21 protein-coding genes and 1 pseudogene are annotated in these 21,609 nt (G+C 63.2%); 10 read left to right on the top strand and 12 right to left on the bottom strand.

Annotated elements, in window-relative coordinates; translation table 11 throughout:
- Positions 1-317 precede the first annotated feature (317 nt).
- The gene (locus tag F2P46_RS18180) at positions 318-878 is read left to right on the top strand and encodes an SRPBCC family protein (protein WP_166892562.1); all 561 of its coding nucleotides are present in this window, start codon (positions 318-320) and stop codon (positions 876-878) included.
- Positions 879-894: 16 nt separating this feature from the next.
- Here F2P46_RS18180 and F2P46_RS18175 read toward each other — a convergent pair whose 3' ends face one another.
- Both F2P46_RS18175 and F2P46_RS18170 read right to left on the bottom strand, forming a co-directional pair.
- The gene (locus F2P46_RS18175) at positions 895-1,350 is read right to left on the bottom strand and encodes a DUF695 domain-containing protein (RefSeq protein ID WP_166892559.1); all 456 of its coding nucleotides are present in this window, start codon (positions 1,348-1,350) and stop codon (positions 895-897) included.
- A 63-nt stretch (positions 1,351-1,413) separates the two neighbouring features.
- A complete protein-coding gene (locus F2P46_RS18170; RefSeq protein WP_166892556.1) occupies positions 1,414-2,889 on the bottom strand; it encodes a M20 family metallopeptidase in 1,476 nt (491 codons plus the stop codon).
- Positions 2,890-3,011: 122 nt separating this feature from the next.
- Here F2P46_RS18170 and F2P46_RS18165 point away from each other — a divergent pair, with 122 nt between their 5' ends.
- From F2P46_RS18165 to F2P46_RS18155, 3 genes are all read left to right on the top strand, one after another.
- The gene (locus F2P46_RS18165) at positions 3,012-4,298 is read left to right on the top strand and encodes a hypothetical protein (RefSeq protein ID WP_166892554.1); all 1,287 of its coding nucleotides are present in this window, start codon (positions 3,012-3,014) and stop codon (positions 4,296-4,298) included.
- 40 nt (positions 4,299-4,338) lie between these two features.
- Positions 4,339-5,613, top strand: coding sequence for a hypothetical protein (locus F2P46_RS18160; RefSeq protein ID WP_166892551.1), 1,275 nt, complete (start codon positions 4,339-4,341; stop codon positions 5,611-5,613).
- Between the two features lie 124 nt (positions 5,614-5,737).
- Complete coding sequence (locus tag F2P46_RS18155; RefSeq protein ID WP_166892548.1) at positions 5,738-6,319, top strand: DJ-1/PfpI family protein; 582 nt, start codon at positions 5,738-5,740, stop codon at positions 6,317-6,319.
- Here the strand turns inward: F2P46_RS18155 and F2P46_RS18150 are convergent.
- The gene (locus tag F2P46_RS18150; RefSeq protein WP_166892545.1) at positions 6,309-7,190 is read right to left on the bottom strand and encodes a hypothetical protein; all 882 of its coding nucleotides are present in this window, start codon (positions 7,188-7,190) and stop codon (positions 6,309-6,311) included. The two genes, F2P46_RS18155 and F2P46_RS18150, sit on opposite strands and share 11 nt — an antisense overlap.
- A gap of 63 nt (positions 7,191-7,253) precedes the next feature.
- A complete protein-coding gene (locus F2P46_RS18145) occupies positions 7,254-7,985 on the bottom strand; it encodes a DUF2135 domain-containing protein (RefSeq protein ID WP_166892542.1) in 732 nt (243 codons plus the stop codon).
- Positions 7,986-8,412: 427 nt separating this feature from the next.
- On the opposite strand from F2P46_RS18145, the gene F2P46_RS18140 reads away from it, so the two are divergent.
- A complete protein-coding gene (locus tag F2P46_RS18140) occupies positions 8,413-9,150 on the top strand; it encodes a hypothetical protein (RefSeq protein WP_166892539.1) in 738 nt (245 codons plus the stop codon).
- Between the two features lie 40 nt (positions 9,151-9,190).
- Here the strand turns inward: F2P46_RS18140 and F2P46_RS18135 are convergent, their stop codons facing one another.
- The 3 genes from F2P46_RS18135 to F2P46_RS18125 all read right to left on the bottom strand — a co-directional run bounded on the left by F2P46_RS18135 (position 9,191) and on the right by F2P46_RS18125 (position 12,094).
- Positions 9,191-10,666: a DUF5123 domain-containing protein gene (locus F2P46_RS18135; RefSeq protein WP_166892536.1), complete on the bottom strand. Its 1,476-nt coding sequence runs from the start codon at positions 10,664-10,666 to the stop codon at positions 9,191-9,193.
- A gap of 265 nt (positions 10,667-10,931) precedes the next feature.
- The gene (locus tag F2P46_RS18130) at positions 10,932-11,249 is read right to left on the bottom strand and encodes a hypothetical protein (RefSeq protein ID WP_166892533.1); all 318 of its coding nucleotides are present in this window, start codon (positions 11,247-11,249) and stop codon (positions 10,932-10,934) included.
- A 416-nt stretch (positions 11,250-11,665) separates the two neighbouring features.
- Positions 11,666-12,094, bottom strand: coding sequence for a hypothetical protein (locus tag F2P46_RS18125; RefSeq protein WP_166892530.1), 429 nt, complete (start codon positions 12,092-12,094; stop codon positions 11,666-11,668).
- Between the two features lie 222 nt (positions 12,095-12,316).
- On the opposite strand from F2P46_RS18125, the gene F2P46_RS18120 reads away from it, so the two are divergent.
- Positions 12,317-12,451, top strand: coding sequence for a hypothetical protein (locus F2P46_RS18120; RefSeq protein ID WP_166892527.1), 135 nt, complete (start codon positions 12,317-12,319; stop codon positions 12,449-12,451).
- Between the two features lie 413 nt (positions 12,452-12,864).
- Here F2P46_RS18120 and F2P46_RS18115 read toward each other — a convergent pair.
- The 3 genes and pseudogenes from F2P46_RS18115 to F2P46_RS18105 form a co-directional block, all read right to left on the bottom strand.
- A pseudogene (locus F2P46_RS18115) lies at positions 12,865-13,573 on the bottom strand (LysR substrate-binding domain-containing protein).
- A gap of 184 nt (positions 13,574-13,757) precedes the next feature.
- Complete coding sequence (locus F2P46_RS18110; RefSeq protein WP_166892524.1) at positions 13,758-14,216, bottom strand: SRPBCC domain-containing protein; 459 nt, start codon at positions 14,214-14,216, stop codon at positions 13,758-13,760.
- 145 nt (positions 14,217-14,361) lie between these two features.
- Entirely contained in the window at positions 14,362-15,015 is a 654-nt protein-coding gene (locus F2P46_RS18105; RefSeq protein ID WP_166892522.1) for a CatA-like O-acetyltransferase, read from the bottom strand.
- A gap of 199 nt (positions 15,016-15,214) precedes the next feature.
- Here F2P46_RS18105 and F2P46_RS18100 point away from each other — a divergent pair, with 199 nt between their 5' ends.
- Positions 15,215-16,339, top strand: a complete 1,125-nt coding sequence (locus F2P46_RS18100) for a serine hydrolase domain-containing protein (protein WP_166892519.1) — start codon at positions 15,215-15,217, stop codon at positions 16,337-16,339.
- 155 nt (positions 16,340-16,494) lie between these two features.
- On the opposite strand, the gene F2P46_RS18095 is transcribed toward F2P46_RS18100, so the two are convergent.
- Entirely contained in the window at positions 16,495-17,436 is a 942-nt protein-coding gene (locus tag F2P46_RS18095) for a hypothetical protein (RefSeq protein WP_166892516.1), read from the bottom strand.
- A 58-nt stretch (positions 17,437-17,494) separates the two neighbouring features.
- Entirely contained in the window at positions 17,495-17,989 is a 495-nt protein-coding gene (locus F2P46_RS18090) for a pyridoxamine 5'-phosphate oxidase family protein (protein WP_166892513.1), read from the bottom strand.
- Between the two features lie 286 nt (positions 17,990-18,275).
- On the opposite strand from F2P46_RS18090, the gene F2P46_RS18085 reads away from it, so the two are divergent.
- From F2P46_RS18085 to F2P46_RS18075, 3 genes are read left to right on the top strand one after another with little or no spacing between them, the layout of a single operon-like run.
- On the top strand, positions 18,276-18,701 hold the full coding sequence (locus F2P46_RS18085; RefSeq protein WP_166892510.1) for a hypothetical protein: 426 nt from the start codon (positions 18,276-18,278) through the stop codon (positions 18,699-18,701).
- Entirely contained in the window at positions 18,698-20,155 is a 1,458-nt protein-coding gene (locus F2P46_RS38565) for an ATPase domain-containing protein (protein ID WP_166892508.1), read from the top strand. Before F2P46_RS18085 ends, F2P46_RS38565 begins: the two co-directional genes overlap by 4 nt.
- A 9-nt stretch (positions 20,156-20,164) precedes the next feature.
- Entirely contained in the window at positions 20,165-21,538 is a 1,374-nt protein-coding gene (locus F2P46_RS18075; protein ID WP_166892505.1) for a hybrid sensor histidine kinase/response regulator, read from the top strand.
- Positions 21,539-21,609 lie beyond the last annotated feature (71 nt).

The following is a 21,609-nucleotide window of genomic DNA, read 5'->3' as shown; positions in this document are numbered from 1 at the left end:
GAGTCGAAGCGAAAAAATAGCTGGGCGAGGCCAGATTTTGACGATTTCGCAGTGCCAATAGCGAGCTATTGGCCGAGAAAGCGGCGAAATATGGGCCGTCCCAGGTATTTTTTCGCTTCGACTCCCCAAGTCCGACAGGCTGCTAGCCTGACAACGCTGAATCGGTGAGGGAAGGAGCATTCCTACATCGGTTCTGCGATAACGCCTATTCAAGCGCGCAAGCAGCTCGTCTAACATGAAAGGTCTGGCAAGGCCGGCGCATCGGCATGGCGCGCCGGTTGCGCCCTTTCATCTTCATCGACAATCAGGAGGAAACCATGTTGAACCGTATTCTTGGCTTGGTGGCGGTCGCGGTCGGCGGCACCTTGTTGGCCAAAAAAATGCAAAACTCGGGCGGCAAGGGCAGTCAATCCCGTGTCAGTATCGACGTCGATCTTCCCGTGCGGACCGTGTACGACCAGTTCACCCAGTTCGAGCAATTTCCGCAGTTTATGGAAAGCGTGCACGAGGTGCGCCAGCTCGACGACAAGCGCCTGCACTGGAAGGCGGACGTGTTCGGCAAGGTCATCGAGTGGGATGCCGAAATCACCGAGCAGGTTCCGGACAAAAAAATCGCCTGGCACAGCATCTCGGGCACGCCGAACGGCGGCGAGGTGACGTTCGAGGCCTTGTCCGATTCGCGCACCAAAGTCACCCTGGAGCTCAATTACGAACCGCAGGATGCGGTGGAAACCATGGGCGACATGGTCGGCGCCGTGCGCATGCAGGCACGCTCGAACCTGCAGCGCTTCAAGAACTTGCTGGAGAAGCGCGGCAGCGAAACCGGCGCCTGGCGCGGCGCCATCGGCAAAGAGAGCGGGGCGGCGCCCATGCACTGAGCGGCCGGGCCGGCGCCTACCCGGTCGCGAAGGACGCGTACACGTTCCACTGCGGATCGAGATAGGCCATGCACTGGACCTGGTGCGAGCTCACCTCGGCGCGCAACTGCTCATGAACCGGACCGATGCACTCGCCATTCTTCAGGTAGAACACGAATTCCTTGAACGTGCCGGTGGTGATCGCCAGCGCATGCACCACCGGACCGCCGGCCTGGAGCAGTTCGCGGATACGGTCTTCCAGCCCGCTGATGACCCGGTTTTCTTCCGCATCCGGCAAGCCGCCCGGGTTCGGATGGTTCAAGGCAATCGCGAACCCGACGCGGATGCCAAGTTGCGGGTGCCCGACCCAGCGCCTGGCCGAGTTGTTGATCCGCACCAGCATCGGACCGTCGCCATGGCTTCCTTCGGCAAGGGTCCAGCTGTCATCGAGCTCGTTCAATTGCTCAAGCGGCAAATGGGGGTCGGATGGCATAGAAAATCCTTGTTCGTCATTGGAAACAAGACGCGCCGGCGCATTGCCGGCGCGCCATCCGCTTTACGGGTGGGCCGCGATCACCTGCGCCACCGCCGCCGTCAGGCGCTTACCGTACGGCACATGCAGGAACTCGTTCGGACCGTGCGCATTGCTTTTCGGACCGAGCACGCCGCAGACCATCATCTGCGCTTTCGGGAAGCTCTTTTGCAGCAAACCCATCAGCGGAATGGTGCCGCCTTCGCCCAGGTAGCCGACCGGCGTGCCGAAGTGGCTTTCGCTGGCCGCGTTGACGGCGTTCGACAGCCACGGGCTCAGTTCCGGCGTATTCCAGCCGCTGGCCCCGTACGAACCCGGCGTGCCGTCGGGCACGAAACTCACGCGCGCATTGTAGGGCGCGTTATCTTCCAACAATGCTTTCAGTTGCAGCGCGGCGGCATTGCCGTCGAGCAGTGGCGGGATGCGCAGCGACAGCTTGAACGCGGAGTAGGGCCGCAGTACGTTGCCGGCGTTGGCGAACTCTGGAAAGCCTTCGGCCCCCACCACCGACAGGGTCGGGCGCCAGGTACGGTTCAGGATCGCTTCGAGCGGGTCGGTCGTCACCGGCAGCACCGAGCCGCCGTCCGCGCCGCAGGCCCACGGCATGCGCTTGTAGACTTCTTCCTTGAGGATGGCGGCGGTCGCTTTCGCTTCTTCGATGCGCACGTGCGGAATCTCGCAATGAAAGCTTTGCGGCAGCAGGCGCCCGGTTTTCGCGTCTTCCAGGCGGTCGAGCAGGTGGCGCAGGATGCGGAAACTCGACGGCACCACGCCCGAATGCGCACCCGAGTGGATGCCTTCGGTCAGCACTTCGACCTTCAAGGTGCCCGAGACCATGCCGCGCAGCGAGGTGGTCAGCCACAGCTGGTCGTAGTTGCCCGCGCCCGAGTCCAGGCACACCACCAGCGACACCTGGCCCAGGCGCTCGCCCAGCATGTCGAGGTAGGGCGGCAGATCGTAGGAGCCGCTTTCTTCGCAGGTTTCGATCAGGCCCACGCAGCGCGGACGCGCAATGTTCTGGCGGTCGAGCGCCATCAGGGCGGTCAGCGAGGCATACACCGCGTAACCGTCGTCGGCGCCGCCGCGTCCGTACAGCTTGCCGTTTTCGTATTTGGGCGTCCATGGTCCCAGGTCGCCGCGCCAGCCGTCGAATTCGGGCTGCTTGTCGAGGTGGCCGTAGATCAACACGGTGTCGTTCGAGTCCGGTTTGGTGGCCGGCACTTCGAAGAAAATGACGGGCGAGCGTCCGGGTGCACGCAGCACTTCGAGTTTCAGGCCGGGGATTTTCTTGCTCTTGATCCACTCCTCGGCATCGCGCACGACCCGGTCGAGATAGCCGTTGGCTTCCCAGTTGGCATCGAAAGCGGGGCTTTTGGCGGGCACGGCGATGTACTGCACCAGGGCCGGAACGATTTCTTCATCCCACACGCGGTCGGCGTACGCCGCGAGTTCGCTTGGGGAGAGCGTGTCGCCGGCAGGCGACGTCACTGGATGGGTCATGGGATTCTCGCTGTTGAATGAATATTGTATTTTACTGTAGCACTTTGCTTCATGTAACGCGGCTTGTCGACAGGCGCCGGCGGATCGGCGAAGATGGGCATCCTCAACTAAGGGATAACACGATGACGAGCGACTCATCGGCCATGGCCGGCCGCTTAAGCGTTTCCGACCTGATCGCGGCCTTCCGCCAGCCACGCGGCTACCGCGCGGCCTGGGCGCAGCTCGGGCTGTTCCTGCGCCAGGCGCCGGTCGACGAGATTGAATCCTTCGCCGACCAGGCACTGCTGGCGCTGCCGGACGAGGCCAGCATGATCGACAGCGTGCTGTGCGTAATGTCGGCGCCGGCACTGGCGCGCTTGGCCGCAAGCGCGATCGACCTGATGGAACGGGACCAGCCGTCCGAGATGTGTGAAGCAGTACTGCAAGCGGCCAGCCTGCAAATCGCACCGGCATTGCAGCCGCGGCTTGGCCGCCTGTTCGCGCTGGCGCCGAACCAGGGCAGCTACGCCGAAAATTGGCCATGGCGCGCCGCGCGGGACGAGGACATCGCTTTCCTGCGCGAGCAGCTCGCCGGTGACGATCCGCACGCGCGCCTCAAGGCCTGGCGCTGCCTGCTCGAGACGCGCCAGCAAGCGGCGATGGCCGCAGCGGTGGCGGCCTATCCATCGCTGGCGCTGGCGCAACCGCTACTGGCCTACCTGCGCGAGGTCGACCACGACGGCCCCGGACAGCCTTTGTGCGGCACGGCGTGTTCGCACCTGGTTTTTCCCGAAAACTATTTGTCCGACGGCGGCGGCAAGGCCGGGCCGGGCCCGGCTCACCCGAGCTGGACGCTGACTGCCGGCGCCGGCAGCTATCGCTTCGGCGGCGCCGGCAGCGGCGCCTGCGGCCTGTGCGGCGGCCGCTTGCATCACCTGATCACGCTGCCCGCAGCGCACCTGTTTGAGGCTGACGCTGGCGCTGGCGCCGCCGCCGGGGCTGACGTCTCGCTGGAAGTGTGCCTGTCCTGCCTGGGCTGGGAGCGTGACGTCCTGTTCTACCGGCATGGCGACGATGGTCTTCCCGGCGCGCTCGAGCAGGGCGCGCTGACGCCACGCTTTCCCGCGCACGCGCTCGCGCCCGCCGAGGTGCGGCTGGCGTCCACGCCGCCGCGCTGGCGCTGGCAGGGCTGGGGCCCGGCCAACGGCGCGGAAAACCTGCACCGGGTCGGCGGCCATCCGACCTGGGTGCAGTCGGCCGACTATCCCGACTGTCCGGCGTGCGCGAAGACCATGCACTTCGCCATGCAGCTCGATTCGCAACTGCCCACGACGAAGGGCGACGCCTGGGATTGGGGTAGCGGCGGTGTTTGCTACGTCTTGCGCTGCGCCCCGTGCAGGATCAGCGGCTTCTTATGGCAATGCACGTAAGCAAGCATAGCGGCAGAGAACAAAACAAGGGAGAAGCAATATGAGCGACAACGCATTTCTGGACGGGCGCCGTTTGAGCGCGCGCGACGTGATACAGGCATTCCTGGACGAGGGGCATGATGCCGGGGTGTCGCAGCTGAGGATATTGCTGCGCGATGGGTGCGGCGACGAGGTCGATGAACTCGCCGGCGACGCGCTGCTGGCCTGGCCCCCCAGGGCAAGGAACCTGATCGACAAGCTGCTGTGCGTGGTGTCGGAAGCCGCCCTGGCCCGCCTGGCCGCGCGCACCGTCGACGTGCTGGAACAGGCGCCGCCGCCGGACATGCGCGAGCTGTGCGACCTGATCATCGAGGCGGCCAGCCTGCAGATCGGTCCCGCGCTGCAAGCGCAGCTTGGCCGCCTGTTCGCGCTGGCGCCGAACCGGGGCCATACATGCGAAGACTGGCCCTGGCGCGCCGCGCAGGCGGAGGACGTCGCCTTCCTGGCCGACCAGCTGGTGACGCAAGACCCGAAGCAGCGCCGCAAGGCATTCGACTGTTTGCTGGAAACGCGCCGGCCCGACGCGCTGGCGCTCGCGATCGACGCCTATCCCACGATGGCCTTGCCGTACCCGCTGCCCCAGTTACTGCGCAGCGTCGATCACGACGGCCCCGGCCAGCCGCTGTATCCCGGCAATTGCGCGCATCTGATCTTCCCGCCAGATTACATCGAGGAGGGCAGCGCCGATCCCGCACCGGGCGCGCAGCACCCGAGCTGGACCCTGCCAGGCGACGGCGCCCTGCATCGCTTCGGTGGCGTGGGCAGCGGCACGTGCGGACTGTGCGCAGGCCGGCTGCATCATCTGGTGACCTTGCCCGAACACGCCATTTTTGGCATGCATGGCGCGGACGCGTCCGCACTGTCGCTGGAAGTGTGCCTGTCCTGCCTGGGCTGGGAGCGCGGCATGCTGTTCTACCGCCATGACCACAATGGCCTTGCGCATGCGCTCGACCACGGCGCGGTGATTCCACAATTTCCCGCCAATCCGCTGGCGCCGACCGAGGTGCGGCTGGCGCCCACCCCGGCGCGCTGGACATGGCAGAGCTGGGGTGGGGGGAACCTGCACCGCGTCGGCGGCCCTCCTGTCTGGATCCAGCATGCCGACTATCCCGATTGCCCGGCGTGCGCCCGCACCATGCGTTTTGCCATGCAGCTCAATTCCTACCTGCCGACGACGGACGAGACCGAATGGTGGTTGTGGGGCAGCGGCGGCATAGGCTATGTCTTCCAGTGCCATCCGTGCAGGACGATCGGCTACTTCTGGCAATGCACCTGAATCGCTGCGGACGAGCGGGAATGCCGCGTTGGCGATTCCGGCGTATTATTTGAAAGTTAAGATCTGAAAATCAAGCAAACAGCAAGCATCACCTCGTTACACCCCACCTACCAAGGAGAAAAGCATGGCTGGAAAGAAGATTTTGTTTTTGACGGGCGATTTTGCGGAAGATTACGAAACCATGGTGCCGTTCCAGGCGCTGCAGATGGTGGGGCACACGGTGCATGCGGTCTGTCCGGGCAAGAAGGCCGGCGACAAGATCAAGACCGCCATCCACGATTTCGAAGGCGACCAGACCTACACCGAAAAACCGGGCCATCTGTTCGCGCTCAATGCCAGTTTCGATGAGGCCGAGGCGGGCAATTACGACGCCCTGATGATCGCCGGCGGCCGCGCGCCCGAATACCTGCGCCTGGACGAACGGGTCATCGCGCTGGTGCGCCAGTTCGCGCAAGCGAACAAGCCGATCGCCGCCGTCTGCCATGGCGCGCAATTGCTGGCCGCCGCCGATGTGATTCGCGGCAAGCGCATTTCGGCCTACCCGGCGTGCTCGCCGGAAGTGCGCATGGCCGGCGGCGAGTATGCGCAGATCGAGGTCGATCAGGCTGTGACGGATGGCAATTTCGTCACGGCGCCGGCGTGGCCCGCGCATCCGCAATGGCTGGCTCAATTCCTCGTGTTGCTGGGCACGGAAATCAAGCTGTAAGCTGTGGCGCCGGCGGCGCTTGGGTGGGATTGATCCACCCGCGCCGCTGCAGGTGACAGACGCTGCTGCACAGCAGTGCCTGTATCAGCAGGTTAACGAAAGGCACCAGCATCAGCACGCACAGGATCAGGCCCAGCATGGTGATGGCGGGGCCTTGGGCATGCATCAGCGCGCGCCGCTGTTGCGGGTCGAGCACGCCTTCGGCGGCAAGCAAGTACATCAGCCGCACGTTGAACTCGAGTACGAAGCGCAAGACTATGTACAGCGACCACACGGGAACGAGCAGGGACAGCATGAGCTTGAGGATCTTGCGCGTCCATTGCCATGCGGACAGGGGCGGCAGCGCGGGCAAGGGCCTCGGTTGCCACCCGGTATAACGCGTGTGGGCGACCCGCTGGGCGCGCCGCAGCAACAGCCAGCGCAGGGGCAGGCAGACCGTGGTCAGGTTGGCGAAGGCGAACAGCAGCACATAAAAGAAGCCCGCCATGGCCAGTGCGGCAAGGAGAAACTGCAGGAATAGTCCGAGGTCCATGACGAATTTGACCAGGTCGCGCAGCAAACGCGCGATGTCGCCCATGATATGGGCGTAGCCCTTGCCTTGCCCGCCACCCCCGCCGCTCCCCATGCCCAGGCCGCCGTCCAGCAGGGTCAGCCCGCCGAACAGGGCGAACACGCCGGCCCGCCCCGCCAGCTTGAAGAAAAACGCATGGTAGTGGTAGTACAGCCAGAGACACAGCAAGGTCGGCGCCGGGCACCACAGCGATGCGCGCCACCACAGGCCGGCGTGGCGCGCGTCGCGCAAGCCCATCCCGATGCACGCGACTGCTTCGCGCAAGCCAGCCGACCAGCGCCGATACGCCTGTTTCCACATGGATTGTCCGAAATCGAGAAACCGCGAGTATAGGTTACCGGGGAGGCGGCGACCGCCCGAGCGTCAGAAGGTGAACGATTTGACCAGGGTCAGCTCACCGATGCTGCGCATCGGCAGCACGAACTCTTCGCGTTTTTCGCGCGGGGTGTTTTCGTTGTACACCAAGGTCACGCGCGCGGTGATCATTTCCATCTGGCGCTTGGTTTCGTCGAAGTGATAGCCGTTCGCGCCCAGCTTGCCCCAGTAATTGATGTACACGTGGTAATTGCCGCGCAAGGGCGCCGTCATGGTATACATCTCGGGACCGGGGCCGTCCACGCTGTCGACGTCCAGGCCGCCGCCATTGGTCAGCACCGGGTGGCCGAAGTAGGCATGCTGGCCGTCCGGCGTGACGATGTGCAGGTCGATCTCGGCTTCGGTGTCGTCCCAGGCGCAGATCACGCGCAGGCCGGGCAGGGGGCGGCCCGAGTTGGTTTCGTAGAACTGCACGCGCCTGAGCGATTTGCCTTGCGGCGATTTGACTTCGACGCTGTTCGAGCCGGCGCCGAACAGGTAGGGGCGCGCGTAGTGGCCCTGCTCGTCGGTCAGCAGGCGCAGCGGATTGCCGTTGACAACCAACTGGTGCGGCGCGCGCTTGCCGGCCGCTGCCGCGATATGGCCCTTGATCATGCTGCGCTTGCTCTGCGCGCCTCGGTCGATCGGGGAATTGGGGTAGGCCACGGTGGCTTGCTCGCTCTTGTCGACCAGGCCCGAGCGGTTCCATCCGCCGGACGGCGAGGCGATTTCGGTGGCCATCGCGGGTGTCAGGGCTAGCAGCCTGTCGGACTTGGGATCGTCGGCTGCAAAAATACCTGGGACGGTCCATATTTCGCCGCTTTCTCGGCCAATAGCTCGCTATTGGCACTGCGAAATCGTCAAAATCTGGCCTCGCCCAGCTATTTTTTCGCTTCGACTCCCCAAGTCCGACAGGCTGCCAGGGCCAGGAGGCACAGCGTCCAGGTTGGTTTCATCAATCTCTCCATGCAGGTGGCGTGATTGTAACCGCTCGCTATTCATTTCGATATTGCCTTTGTTTTATTGTTAATTGAAGCGTAAGATCGAATGTAAGACAGCGCGATCCGCGCCATATCGTCATGCAGGCAAGAGGCTGATCCATCAGCCCGGCGTTACTCAGGGTTAGGGTAGGAAATGACACTCACACCAATCACTGGAGAGCATGTACATGAATATCAATCCGTTCGATCTGTCGGTATCCGATTTTGTGGCGCAATCGGCCAAGTGGTGCAAGGAATTCAGTATTCCGGAAGATTATCCATACGATCTGAAGGTGGAGATCGCGGACCGCGTCTTGTTCGATGCCGGCACCGATAAATTCGAGCAGATCGCGGACGAAGCCGAAATCTGGATCGAACAGGAACGTACGCGGCTGGGAGAAGCCTTGCCCACGTTTAGCACGCATGCCGATTACATCGTGCGCACCGAGCAGTGGCGTGACGAATTCAAGATTCCCAAGTTTCTGCCTTACACGGAGCAGGTCCGCATCGCCGATGAAGTGCTGCGCACGCTCGACCGCGCCAAATACGCGGGCATGCTGTCGACGGCCGACGAGTGGAGTCAACAAGAAAGCGCCAATCTCGATGCCGCCCAGCCGTTCGACGGCTGGAAAGAGCAGATCCGGCGCCAGCTGCTCCAGATCCAGAAAGGGAAATACCTGATGATTTATCTGCCGTACGGAGCGAGCAATTTCCGTATCGAGCAGGGCACCTTGACCAGCGTCGACTGGAACAAGGGCACGGTGCTGCTGCATAACACGGTATATAGCCGCGATGAAACCGTGGCGATCGATAACATCCAGAGTATCGACGAGAGCCGCAGCGGTTCGGGCGCGCTCGGGTCGGTGCAAACGGCCGACCTGCGCCTGGTCGGCAGCGACTGGTACCGCGGTAACACCAAGCTGTAAGCGGCAAGAGGCCATCGGCAGGCGATGGCCCCGGCACGCTTTAGCGCGGCGCCCCGGCCGGTATCGCGGCGCTGCCGAATTCATCCGCGCCCAGGTCGATCGCGCCTGCGCTGCGCGCTTGTCCATCGATATCGGCCACGCCGTTGACCGCAATCACGCCCGACGGAAAGTAGCGCGTCCACAGCGGCGAGCTCCAGTTCGTCACGGCTGCCGTCACGGCGCCGGCATTGATGGCGGGCGAGGCGGCCTGGAGCTTGAGGTTGCCGGTCGCTGGCGCCACGAACTTCGGATCGGCAATCACCTTGGCGCCGGGCAGCGAAGAGGCTTGCGAGCTCGTTCCCCACCAGATATTCTTGCCCCACACGTTGTTGCTATGGCCGCTGCCGGAAATTTCGTACGCATCCTCCGCGCTGTTTTCGCCGAAGAAGATGTTATTGCTGAAGCGGCTGTCGGTCACCTTGTACTGGAACAGCAGTTCGGTGCCCCAGCCCTGGTTCTTGTAGAAGGAATTGTTGTGCACCTGGATGCGGCGCGAGGCGCCCGCCGAGGTGGAATACCCGCCCAGCGACAAGCCCGCTTCGCGGTTGTTATAGATGACGTTATTCATCATCAGGATATCCTCGGTGGCCTTGCCTTTGTGCTCGCTGGCGAACTCGAAGCCGATGTCATTTCCCGTGGAAATATTCCGGTCGAAAATGATGTTGCGGCCGCCATCGACGTAAAACCCGCCGGCCGAGCCGACCTTGGCGTACCACGGATTGCTCTTGCTCGAATTGTTCTTCGCCGTATTGCCGCGCACGATGCCGTTGCGGACCCGGTCGTTCTCGCCGCACCCGCCGCATTCGCCCTCGTAACCGATGAAGTCGAAACCGATGTTGTTATTGTCGTGTACGTTGTTCGACAACACTTCGAAGCGGTCCACGTTGCCATTGATGACCAGCGCTTCGCTTGCCTGCAGCACGTTCTGGTACACCTCGTTGCCTTGCACCAGCAGATCGGTGATGCCGCTGGCGTGCGTGCCGAACACAGCCAGTCCGTGCGCGCCGACCGAGCAGGGCTCCTTGCAGGTGCTGGTGTGCTTGATGTTGTGGATCTTGTTGTTGACGATCTGAATGTTCGATCCCTTGCCTTCGACCAGGATGCCGACTGGCGTTGCCGACGCGCCGGTGATGAAGTTGGCGACGTCAAAGCCTTCCACGCGCACGTAGTTCGAATTGGTAATCGTGATCAAGCCTTCGCGGTCGCTCGGCACCAGCCCGGTACCGCTGAGGATGGCGCCGGGGTCGCCCTTGACGGTGATGAAGTTGCCCGCGCTGCCGTTCTTGTCGGCCAGTTTCACTTTTTGCGTGTAGGTGCCGGCCAGCACGCGCACGGTGTCGCCGGCGATCGCCGTGTTGACCGCGTTCTGGATCGACTGTCCGGGACCGACGGTGATGGTGGCGGCGCTGGCTGCGCCGGTGTGGCCGATCATGGCCAGGCAAGTCAGTTGTAGTACGGCGATATGGGCACGCTGCATCAGGCATTCTCCATGTTGGAACCACAAAGTAGGGGCGATTGCAGCCGGACTTGTCGGTTCGTCATGCTATCTGCGCCCATCCTATTTTCGTTAATTCGAAAGAACAAGGACGTTTCGTTTTTTTGCGTTTGGACCTTTTGGAATTCTTTTTTCTTCGGGGAACACCTGGGGTAGCGCGGGAAACGATGCGTGCGGTCGGGCAGGGTGGCCGAGAGCTTCCAAAATCGACTTTCCGTGAATTCAATTTGGCCCCTTGACGAAACGCTCAGCGAACACCTAAGGTCCTGCTCTTCACATATTTGAACCATCGGTCGTCATCATTATCTACGCGCTCGAAATGCTTCGTATCCGGCAACGAGCTATGCATTACCAAGTAGCGCTTTCCAATCATGAAATGGGGCGAGATCATCGAGCAGTCACCGTTAATACCCATCCTGCCGGAGGATTTGCTCCAGAACTCGTCTTCAACATGATCGCTAAAAGTCGTGTCCCAGATTCCAGACAAGTCGCCTTCACCATTAAGCTCAATAGTTGCTCCGGCTTGGCCCTTCAATACTTGCAGCACGCGCAAAGTGTATTTCACTGGTCTCCGCGCATCAGAAGTGGACTTAACTGCCTGTGCGCCTATCACTTCTGCCCATACTATTTGCGTGGCATCATCCACTACAGCAGAATGCGGCCGCGAGAGATTTTGAGGCCGCGAAAAGCACGCGAGCGCCGTTCCGGCGTAAAGTGCAAAGCCACCGAATACCACTATCGATCGCCAGTTCGGTCGTCGAAGGTCGTGCATCTATTCATCCCTCTGTTGTGGCGAGCCGCCACCTAAGACGATGCTCAACGGCTCATGGTTCATATGCTTGGCTCTGCGAAAGTTGTGGGAACGTCGGCGCCGGGCCGAAAGCAGACACCAGGTGCGGCCGTCGTGGGCATGCCGCAAGAAGTACAACAAGCATCCTCAACGTAAAAATCACCGGGTGAGTTCTCCGGATTGAGGGCTGATCACAGCCTTTCGAAGATCTTGAATTCGCCACCACGGACTTCACCGAAATTGACGACGTCTTCTTCCGCCTTCTCGCGCTGCTCGCGTGCCAGTTCGGTACCACTTAACCATAACTTCACCTTCCCGTCAGCGACTGGCTCGACGATTAAGATGAGTAAGTCATTCTCAGCATCGGTTGTTCCATGCGGAGCTTGGAACGCTAAAATTTTCGATGATCCTGGCAGCGCGGGCAACTCGCCCATTGCCTTGGTTTCCGGCGGCAGACGCGCAGCACTGATAGCACCTGCTATCGACGGGAACGCTCCCGAAAACATTCCGACAAAGTACTTATGTTTTGCAGCGATTTGCGGTGTCGGCTCAGTTCGCCCAACTTGAGGGAGAAGCAAGGCACTTGACACAGCAAGTCCAATAAGTTTCTTGGAGTTCATAGTTTATATCTTTTGTGAGTGAGCGTAGGTTTGCTCTTGGCTGCGGATTCAATCAGTCGACGCAACACTCTAACCCAAGTGCGTCAGCAGAGGGAGTGTTGAATATGAAACAAAAGCCTCGGATCTGTTACACGGAAAGTCAAAAGGCGTTGATGTGGGAACGCTGGATGATAGGCGATTGCCTACATCGAGGCGCGCGTTCGCGTACCGAAAGGCAAGGGCGTGTTTCCCGCGTTCTGGCTCAACTCCGGCATCCGCCCCTCGGGCGGCAAGCAGTATTGGGCACTGGAGATCGACATTTTCGAGTTGGTCGTCAACGGCGTCGAAGACAATCCAGGGGGCCTCGAAAAACCGTAGCGAGCGGCGCAAGTTTCGTCCGAGAAGCGCAGCCGTACGAAGGTACGGTGAGCATAGCAGGGCGAAAATTGCGCCGCGCAGTAGGTTTTTCGAGGCCCCCCCAGTTCCACGCTCAAGAACATGCTTCACAGCGGCGTGGCCACGCGCGGTGGATAGATTCCCAGCACCTTGCTCGCGGTCGGGCCGCGCTTCGACACCAAGTGGAGCAATTGTTACGCCCCATGCGACCTGTCCAGCGGCTTTCACACCGTCGGCCTCGAATGGACGCCAACCGACGTGACGGTCTTCGTGGACGGCCAGTTGCTCTACCAGCGTACCTACAGCTCGATCTGCAACGACGACGGCACCGATGCGGCGCCGGCCCACATCCCAATCCGGCTACCCGCTGACCATGCGCCTGCCGCCGGCGAGCGTCAGGCCAGTTCCCTCAGCACGTCGATGAACGCTTTGAGTCCCATCGGAACATTCCGATGGCCGGGATAGTAAAGAAACAGTCCGGGGATCCACGGACACCACTCCTCCATGACGCAGGCCAGCTCGCCGCGCGCCAGATACGGCTGCGCCACGCGGTCCGGTACGTAGGCGATGCCCAGCCCCTGCACGGCCGCTTCGGCCATCAGTTCCAGATGGTCCAGTGTCAGCGCCCCAGGCGTGTCCACCGCGATTTCCTGGCCGTGGCGCGCGAACTCCCAGCGATACGATTTTCCGCTTGGCATGCGCAGGGTGCGCCGCGAGGTAGGCGGGCGAGGCCACCGACAGGGAACGTATATCGCCGCCGAAGCGCACCGCGACCATATCCTGGGGCACGGATTCACCGAGCCGGATGCCGGCGCCGAAACCGGCGGCCACGGTGTCGGTCAGGCGGCCCTCGGTGACCAGGTCGAGCGCCATCTCCGGGTAGCGCGCTAAAAACGTCGGCACAACGGTCCACAGCAACTGGCGCGCCGCCGTTTCGCTGGCGTTAATGCGCAGCACGCCGGTGGAACGATGGCGAAACGCGTTGACTTCCTCCAGCGCCAGGTCGAGCTCGCGCAGCAGCGGTCCCAGCCGTGCGACCAGCCGCTCGCCGGCTTCGGTCGGCGCCACGCTACGCGTGGTGCGGTTCAGCAGGCGCACCCCCATGTTTTGCTCGAGCGTGCGCATCGCGATGCTCGACAGCGTAGGGCAGATGCCGGCGCCGCGCCGCCTGGTACTGGCGCAGGCGCTTACACGCAGATCCCTGCCGCCTTGCTGGCACGCGTGGCCGAGCTGGACGCGCAGAAGGATATTGCCCTGGCGGCCGATACGGCGGCGCGAATGACCTGATTCAGGCGGCGCGGCTGCGCTCGATCAGGGCCGCCTTGTCTCTTACCAGGTTGGCAGGGTGGCCCGATTCAAGCAGGACCTTCAAGTCGCATAAAACGATGCTGAACCCTTCGGTGGTATTGACTGTCTGATCCATCGCGTCGTCACCCTGGAAACCCCGGACCTCGACGCTGACAACCGTCATGTCGCTCTGCAGCTGCGACAAGCGGATGTCGACCAACAGGCCGCTCCCGGTCCACGTGAACCCAATGTGGTGCGGCCGGTCGAATGCAGTCACGTGCACGCCTTCGATGGCGCCCGGCACCATGAATTCCCATTCGACCTGGGCGCCGGGGCTGAGCGCATCGGTGGTGGATGTCAACCAGAAGCGCGTGATGCGCTCAGGTTGAACGAAAGCGTCGAAAGTGTCCGTCGTGCTGCATCGAATCGGCATCGTCGCCCGGGCGACCAGCTCAACCATGGGAATCTCCTTGAATGGAATATGCCTGGTGGGTACGAAGCCATTTTACGCCGCTCGCGCCTGAAAAAGATCAACATCCTGTGCGGGTTGCCGGTCAATGTTCAGACTTGCACGGTTTTCAACAGTTCAGGCTGAAGCCAATCGCTCATGTAACGGCATGCGCGTCCATGACTTGCGCCACCCGCTTGGCTATCGCCTGCGCCAGCAGATGCACATGGTAGCCGTCGACAAAGCCGTGATGCGCCTGCACCGAAAACGGCATCGTCATCGTTTCGCCCGCCGCCGCGCTAAACTTTCCCCAGGCCAGCGAGGGAATGTCGCTATTGCGGTGGCAGAAAACCGGATGCTCGATCGCGCGCATGTCGAACCACGGCATGCAGGTGATATAGATATTATCGCGGGCCTGGCGCGGCATCAGGTCGGCGCTGGTATTGATCAGCGCGCGGCTCGCGCTCGCTTCGCGGCCGGCGCGCACGCTGCGGGCGATGAATTCGCGCAGGTCGGCGCTGCGTGCAAAGCGCGCAAAATTGAGGTTGTTATCGGCGTTAAGCACCGTGAACGAACCGATGAAATCATCGATCTTGATTACCTCATCTTCATGAATGCGATACATGAAATTGTCGATCGTTTCAATTGCCGACAGCACGCAATACAAGAAGAAATGAAACGGCGGCAGTTCGCGCTGCTTGCAAAACGGCCGGAAGTCGGGCAGTTCCAAGGTCAGGCTGATATTCAGGAGGGGATTGTCAAATTGGCGGAATGCCTCATAGCGGTCGCGCCGCAGTTCGAAATTTTTCATGCCAGCAGTGTAACCGATGGTCGTTACCGCCATCAATCCGTGGCATGGGTTTTCCGCAGCCCGGTAATGACGCTCCATCCCGCCGATGCAACCGCCTGTCGCGCGATCGACTATCTTTTCCCGGCGCCGGGGTATTGTGCTTACTCATCCTGCGTTGCAGGCAGTTTCCATCACCGTACGCCCGATCCCGGAGTTTCTTATGCTGTTACAACGAATTGCAGGTATCGCCGCACTGACCCTCGCCAGCGCCGCCTGCGCAGCGGCGGCCCCCGACCAGCTCGACGCCATCGTCAAAGCGGCCATGGCCGGCAGCCAGGTGCCGGCGGTGGGGGCCGTGATTTTGCGCGACGGCGCCATCGCCGCGCAAACGGTGCAGGGCAGGCGCCGCAACGACCAGCCACAGCGCGCCGGCGCCGACGATGTCTGGCTGATCGGTTCGACCGGCAAGGTCATGACCGTGGCCATGATCGCGCGCCTGGCCGAGCGCGGCGTGCTGGCCTGGGACGCGCCGCTGGCGACGATGCTGCCCGAACTGGCCGCCGGCATGCTGCCCGAATACCGCCAGCTCACGCTGCTGCAATTGCTGTCGCATCGGTCCGGCCTGCCGCGCGACCTGCTCGATCTCAAGGGCGCCGAGCACTTCTTCGGCGACACCCGTCCGACCGGGCAGCAACGCCTGGCCTACATCGCCGCGGCGCTCAAGGACAAGCCCGACGTCGCGCCCGGCACCGCCTTCGCCTACAGCAATACCGGCTTCCTGATTGCCGCCGCCATCGCCGAAAAAGCCACCGGCGAGAGCTATGAAGCGCTGATGCGCAAGGAAGTGTTTGCACCGTTGGCGATGCGGGGCGTCGGTTTCGGCAACACGGGCGAGGGCCAGAATCGCGGTCACCAGCATGGCAAGCCGATGTCAAGGATGGTCAAGTTCGACGATGGCGCGCCGGCCATGTTCGCGCCGGCGGGATTTCTGCACATGAGCCTGGCCGACTGGGCGCGTTTCAATCTCGACCAGCTGGCCGGTGGCCAGGGCAAGGGACAACTGCTGACGCCGGCATCCTACAAGCTGATGCAGACCGCGCAGCCGGGCAGTCCGGCCGGCCTGGACTGGGGCGTGCAAGCCTCGGTGGCGGGGCGGGCGGGTCCGGCCCTGGTGCACCAGGGCTCGGACGGCAACTGGCTGGCCATCGCGGTGCTGTTTCCGGAGCAGGGCAGCGGCGCGCTGGTGGTTGCCAACGCCGCCGAAGAGATGGGTGCGGACAAGGTCTTGAACGGCATCTTCGGCAAGCTGTTCCCAACCCTCAGTCCGGCCAGCAAGCGTCCCTGACCGTCTGTCGGGTCCGCCTCACTTCCCAGGTCCACGTCCCGGCCCGGGAGCCGCATATTGGCCAGCATGAAGCGGCGCCCATTGCCCGTCATTTTTCACGCGCCACCTTGACGCGATGCGCCCGGCCAAGCATGTCGTGCGCATTCCTGCGCGCGTTAAACCTGGATCCGCATGCGCCGCGTCATCCGCGCAATCGGGTCGACCATATCCTGCGAGTAGATCAGGCCATGGTCTTCTGGTGAAGCAATCTCAATCTCCAGTTGCGCGACGCCGCACTGGGCGAGCCGGTGTACTGTTTCCGAACTGTCATTGGGGAAATTCAGGCTCTGTTTGTTGAATGCGGGCTGAAAAATGCCGATGAGCGCCTTTTCAAGTGCGTCGATAATCAACTCGAACGACATCGCGGTTTCCGGCTTGCCCGTATCCGACGTCAGGCGGCCGGGTTTGTACAGGATGGCAAACAGCTCGCGGTTGGTCTTCTTATGATTGAACAGGTTCGCAATGGCGCTTTCCGTGCTGTGTCCATTGCCCAGCCGATCCGCGACTTCACGTGCACCGTCCGTGCCCACGGCCTTGCCGATGTATTCGATGTTGAGATTGAAGAGCCCCGCCGGCGTGGCGCGTTGGGTCGCCGGAACGAAGGGGACCAGGTTGTTGGCGAACTTGAACTTTGCTTCCGCGCCATCGAAATGAAAGCGCAGCGCATCCGGCGTGCCGGGCGAGAAATGCGCGATTGATATGCGCTCCGGAAAGCGTAATCCCGCCAGGGTTGGCGTTACCAGCGGCGCCTTGCATTCGACCCGGACAGTTTCTTCCTTGCCATCGTCTTTGGTCACGGCCAGTGTCACATGAAAAACCCCGTTGGCCGGGTCGACATAGTCCAGCGAATCGGCCACGATGCGCTGGCGGTAGGCGGACGCGATGAAGTAAATGTGAAAACCCGAAAAATCGCCATAAAAATGGCAGAGATCGAGGCCCATGTCGAGCAGCGTCTTGTATTCGCCATCGCGCTGCGGCGCCTGCTTTAGCAGCGGTACATGAACCAATGGCATAATCGTCGCCGGACCTGCGTCAAGTTTCAATACCGATTGTTGCATCGTTGTCCTTTCAGCGTGTGTGGCAGCCAGGGCGGCGCGGCCTGTTCGCCGCCGGGCGTCAGGCCATGCGCGCGGCGCCGTCCTCGCGCAGGTCGAAGGTTTCCGTGTGGCCGAATCCCTTCGTGTAGTCGAGCAGGGAGACGGTCAGCGGCGTGATCCGGACGAACAGCATGCCCGGCCACGGCAGGGCGCTGGTGTCGGCCACCACCTGGGCGAAGGCGGGAAACTTCTGAAGCAGGGCCGACGATGCGCGCCGGGCTTCGACCGGTTCGTGAATCATTTCGGCGAGCGCGTCGATCGACATGCCCTGGATCTCGTTCCACGTGCGGTACGGCGCGTTGACCGTCAACGCCACGCGCGGATGGGTGCGCAGGTCGTGCGCCTTGTGGCTGTCGAGCGCAATGGCAACGTACAGCACCAGGCCGTCGGCCGCAAAGCTGACCGTGGACGCGTGCGGCGTGCCGTCGTCGCGGATCGACGCCAGGGTCAGGTCGGCCGCGCTGGAAAGGATGGTGCTGGCAAGCGCTTGCTGCGCAGGGGGAAGTCGGGTCATGGAAATCCTTTCAGTCATTCGTGAAGGCAATCGCCGTCGCGTTGCCGCCATGGCAACACACCTGCCAACCGCGCGCGTTTGCCGCCAGGCGGGGGTCCGGGCGCCCTTTCAAGCCTAGCACACGGCGCCCGGACGGCGCGCACCGCTCGCCCGCGCGGCACATTGTTGTATTCATGCGCCTGGGGTAGGGCCACCGAATAAAACCTGCGCCAAAACCGATAAGCGTCCATACTGCGTCACGCCCAGTTGTAAATGTGCACATAACCACTACTTACTTGGCCATTTGATGGATTCCAGCGACGCGATGCGGCAAAAACTGATCGACGAGGTGCTTGCCGCGCCGTCAGAGGGCGACGTCGCGGGCAATCGCGTTGCCGGCGAAGCGGCCATGGGCGCCTGGGAACGGCTCTCGAATCACCTCAGTCCCCTGATCGGCGAAACCGCGCTGTGCGCCATGGTCGCGCGCGCCAGGCAGCTGACTTTTCCCGATCTGCCCGCCAACCCGGCCAACCGCGACCTGCGTTCGAGCGCGCAGTTGCTCGAGCGCCTGGCCAGCGAACTGGCTGCCATGGACGCGCAGGCGGCCGACACCTTCAACCGGGCACTGCTCCAGAGTTTTACCAGGCTGTTGTCTGGCCTGATAGGCGAGGCCCTCACGGTCCGTCTGATGAATACAGCATGGGCCCAGCGGTCCGGCGGAAAGAGTACATGAACCTGAAAGTGCAGCTGGGCCTCCAGCCGACCGGCGTGCCCGGGCTCGACACCTTGCTGGGCGGCGGCCTGAGCGAGTTTTCCTTCAATGTCATCGCCGGCGCGCCGGGGAGCGGCAAAACCACGCTGGCGCACCAGATCATGTTCGCGCTGGCCGGCCCGCACAAAAAAGCCCTGTTCTTCACCGTGCTCGGCGAGCCGCCCCTGAAAATGCTGCGCTACCAGCAGCAGTATCACTTTTTCGATATCGACAAGGTCGACGACAGCATCCGCTACGTCAACCTGGCCGACGACTTGCGGGCCGGCGACTTCAGCGGCGTGCTCGAACGCATCACGCGCGAAGTCGAAGCGTTTTCGCCCGGCCTGGTGTTCGTCGATTCCTTCCGCTCGGTGGTGCAGACGGCCAAGAACGGCAACGAGGGCGTGAGCGACCTTCAGTATTTCATCCAGGAACTCGGCACCCGCATGACCAGCTGGCAAGCGACCACCTTCCTGATCGGCGAATACGCCAGCGCCGAAATGGAGGCCAATCCCATCATGACGGTGGCCGACGGCATGCTGTCGCTGACGAACGATGTCGTCGGCAATTCTTCGGTGCGCAAGATGCGCGTGGTCAAGATGCGCGGCCAGGCCCATTTGCTGGGCTCGCATACCTTCCGCATCGACGAGCACGGCGTCAAGATCTATCCGCGCATGCTGCCGCCGCTGGCGCTCGCTGCGCATCAGTCCGGCCCCTCGGTGCGGATTGCCACGGGCAGCGCGGAACTCGACGCCATGCTCGGTGGCGGCCTGCCGCGCGGGCATGCGGCGATGGTGGTCGGCCCCTCCGGTTCGGGCAAGACCGTCCTCGGTACGGCTTTCCTGGCCGAGGGCGCGCGCCGGGGCGAACGCGGCGTGATCGCCTGCTTCCAGAAAGACGCGGCGCACTTGCGCAACGCCGAACTCGATACCCTGATCCGCAACGATGACGTGATCCTGGTCCAGAGCCGCTCGCTCGACCTGTCGCTCGAGGAAGTGCTCGACGACCTGATCGCCGCCGTCGAACGCAGCGGCGCCACCCGCGTGGTCATCGATTCGCTGTCCGAGGTCAGCCTGTACCTGGCGCCCGAGTTTCAGAGTGACTACCGGTCCTCAGTGTTCCGCATCCTGGCCGGGCTGGCGCGCCTCGGCGTGACGGTGGTGGTGACGATGGGCCTGGACGACCGCTACACCGAGCTGCGTTTCAGCCAGGCCGACACCGGTTTCCTGGCCGACGCCATCGTCGCCATGCGCTACGTGGAGATCGAGGGCACCCTGGCCAAGGTGATGTCGGTGGTCAAGGTGCGCGGCAGCGCCCACAGCACCGACCTGCGCCGCTACACGATCGACGCCGGCGGCTTGCGCATCGAGCCGCGCGCCTTGCCGTACAGCGGCCTGTTGTCCGGATGCGCGGCGGCCATCTTGCCGCCCGGCTAAGGGGACGCCATGGTGACGGACGACAGTACCGAGGCTGCGCCGGCATTGACGCCAGTCATGGACGTGGCCTCGCCGGACGACTGCGCCGACCCCGCCGCCTTGCGCATCATGCTGGCGCAACTGGCTGGCGAGGTGGCCGGCCTGCGCGCCGCCGCCGTGCTGCAGGCGGCCCAGGGCGATCAATTGCGCGAAGCGAACGGCAACCTGGTGCTGGCCACCCTGGAGGCGCGCACCCTGCGCGACGCGGCCGAGGGTGCGCACCGGCGCCAGAACGAATTTTTGGCCATGCTGGCGCACGAGCTGCGCAATCCGCTCGCGCCGATCAGCCTGGCCAACGCCATGCTGGTGCGGCTGCCGGAGCCATCCATCGAACTGCTGAACCTGCACGCGATCATCCACCGCCAGGTTGTGCACCTGACCCGCCTGCTGGACGACTTGCTGGACGCGGCGCGCATCAGCAGCGGCAAGATTTCGCTGGTGCGCAGTCCGATGCCGCTGGTCGAGTTGCTGCGCCGTTCGGTGCAGACGGTCCAGGCGCGCCTGCTCGAGCGCGACCAGCAGGTGCAACTGGATTTGCCGGAAGAACTGATCGTCGATGGCGACGCGGTGCGCCTGGCGCAGGTGTTCGCCAACCTGCTGGTCAACGCCTCCAAATACACCGGCGACCATGGCCTGATCCGGGTCGCCGCGCGCGCCCACGACGGCGTAGCGCTGGTTACCGTGAGCGACAACGGCGCCGGCATGGACGCCGATGTGCTGGCCAGCGTGTTCGACCTGTTCACCCAGGGACCGCGCGCGCTGGCGCGGGCCGAAGGCGGGCTCGGCGTCGGCCTGAACGTGGTGCGCAACATCGTCGAGCTGCACGGCGGCAAGGTGAGCGGCAGCAGCGATGGCCTCGGACTGGGCAGCGTGTTTACCGTGACCCTGCCGCTGGCGGCCGACGCCGGCGCGCTGGCACTGTTGCCGGGCCCGGACGCGGCGGCGGCCAGCCGCCGCATCCTGCTGGTCGAAGACAATCTGGACGCCAACGAAACGCTGACCCGCCTGCTGCGCGGCGAGGGCCACGTGGTGACTGCGGTGTACGACGGCGTGACCGGGCTGGCGCAGGCGCGCGCGCGCGCCTTCGACGTGCTGATCTGCGATATCGGCTTGCCCGGGCTGGACGGCTACCAATTGATCACGCAATTGCGCAAGACCTCGGGCGCGCACATCCCGTTCGCCATCGCCATTTCCGGCTACGGGCAGGTGGAAGACCGCACGCGCGCCATCGCGGCCGGCTTCGGCCAGTACCTGGTCAAGCCGCTCGACGCCGACGCCCTGCTGGCGCTGGTAGCTTCGAGCGCCGTTACCAACTTTATCGCCGCCGCCGCCCGTCCGGCGTAGGCAGGGCGCCAAGACACGTCTGCGCGGCTTCGCCGCAACCTTGCTGGGCCGGGTTTTGCGCTCATCGTTGT

Source organism: Massilia sp. CCM 8734 (genome assembly GCF_011682155.1).
Taxonomy (GTDB): Bacteria; Pseudomonadota; Gammaproteobacteria; order Burkholderiales; family Burkholderiaceae_D; genus Telluria_A; species Telluria_A rubra.
This window is presented reverse-complemented; position numbering and strand designations above follow the sequence as displayed.

What these genes read in the sequence shown, in the direction of transcription:
- F2P46_RS18105 (WP_166892522.1), bottom strand. Translation starts at nt 15,015, where the DNA reads ATGAAAAATTTCGAACTGCGGCGCGACCGCTATGAGGCATTCCGCCAA.
- F2P46_RS18075 (WP_166892505.1), top strand. Translation starts at nt 20,165, where the DNA reads ATGGTGACGGACGACAGTACCGAGGCTGCGCCGGCATTGACGCCAGTC.
- F2P46_RS18085 (WP_166892510.1), top strand. Translation starts at nt 18,276, where the DNA reads ATGGATTCCAGCGACGCGATGCGGCAAAAACTGATCGACGAGGTGCTT.
- F2P46_RS18155 (WP_166892548.1), top strand. Translation starts at nt 5,738, where the DNA reads ATGGCTGGAAAGAAGATTTTGTTTTTGACGGGCGATTTTGCGGAAGAT.
- F2P46_RS18125 (WP_166892530.1), bottom strand. Translation starts at nt 12,094, where the DNA reads ATGAACTCCAAGAAACTTATTGGACTTGCTGTGTCAAGTGCCTTGCTT.
- F2P46_RS18140 (WP_166892539.1), top strand. Translation starts at nt 8,413, where the DNA reads ATGAATATCAATCCGTTCGATCTGTCGGTATCCGATTTTGTGGCGCAA.
- F2P46_RS18095 (WP_166892516.1), bottom strand. Translation starts at nt 17,436, where the DNA reads ATGCAACAATCGGTATTGAAACTTGACGCAGGTCCGGCGACGATTATG.
- F2P46_RS18090 (WP_166892513.1), bottom strand. Translation starts at nt 17,989, where the DNA reads ATGACCCGACTTCCCCCTGCGCAGCAAGCGCTTGCCAGCACCATCCTT.
- F2P46_RS18100 (WP_166892519.1), top strand. Translation starts at nt 15,215, where the DNA reads ATGCTGTTACAACGAATTGCAGGTATCGCCGCACTGACCCTCGCCAGC.
- F2P46_RS18150 (WP_166892545.1), bottom strand. Translation starts at nt 7,190, where the DNA reads ATGTGGAAACAGGCGTATCGGCGCTGGTCGGCTGGCTTGCGCGAAGCA.
- F2P46_RS18160 (WP_166892551.1), top strand. Translation starts at nt 4,339, where the DNA reads ATGAGCGACAACGCATTTCTGGACGGGCGCCGTTTGAGCGCGCGCGAC.
- F2P46_RS18170 (WP_166892556.1), bottom strand. Translation starts at nt 2,889, where the DNA reads ATGACCCATCCAGTGACGTCGCCTGCCGGCGACACGCTCTCCCCAAGC.
- F2P46_RS18110 (WP_166892524.1), bottom strand. Translation starts at nt 14,216, where the DNA reads ATGGTTGAGCTGGTCGCCCGGGCGACGATGCCGATTCGATGCAGCACG.
- F2P46_RS18135 (WP_166892536.1), bottom strand. Translation starts at nt 10,666, where the DNA reads ATGCAGCGTGCCCATATCGCCGTACTACAACTGACTTGCCTGGCCATG.
- F2P46_RS18145 (WP_166892542.1), bottom strand. Translation starts at nt 7,985, where the DNA reads ATGGCCACCGAAATCGCCTCGCCGTCCGGCGGATGGAACCGCTCGGGC.
- F2P46_RS18165 (WP_166892554.1), top strand. Translation starts at nt 3,012, where the DNA reads ATGACGAGCGACTCATCGGCCATGGCCGGCCGCTTAAGCGTTTCCGAC.
- F2P46_RS18175 (WP_166892559.1), bottom strand. Translation starts at nt 1,350, where the DNA reads ATGCCATCCGACCCCCATTTGCCGCTTGAGCAATTGAACGAGCTCGAT.
- F2P46_RS18180 (WP_166892562.1), top strand. Translation starts at nt 318, where the DNA reads ATGTTGAACCGTATTCTTGGCTTGGTGGCGGTCGCGGTCGGCGGCACC.
- F2P46_RS38565 (WP_166892508.1), top strand. Translation starts at nt 18,698, where the DNA reads ATGAACCTGAAAGTGCAGCTGGGCCTCCAGCCGACCGGCGTGCCCGGG.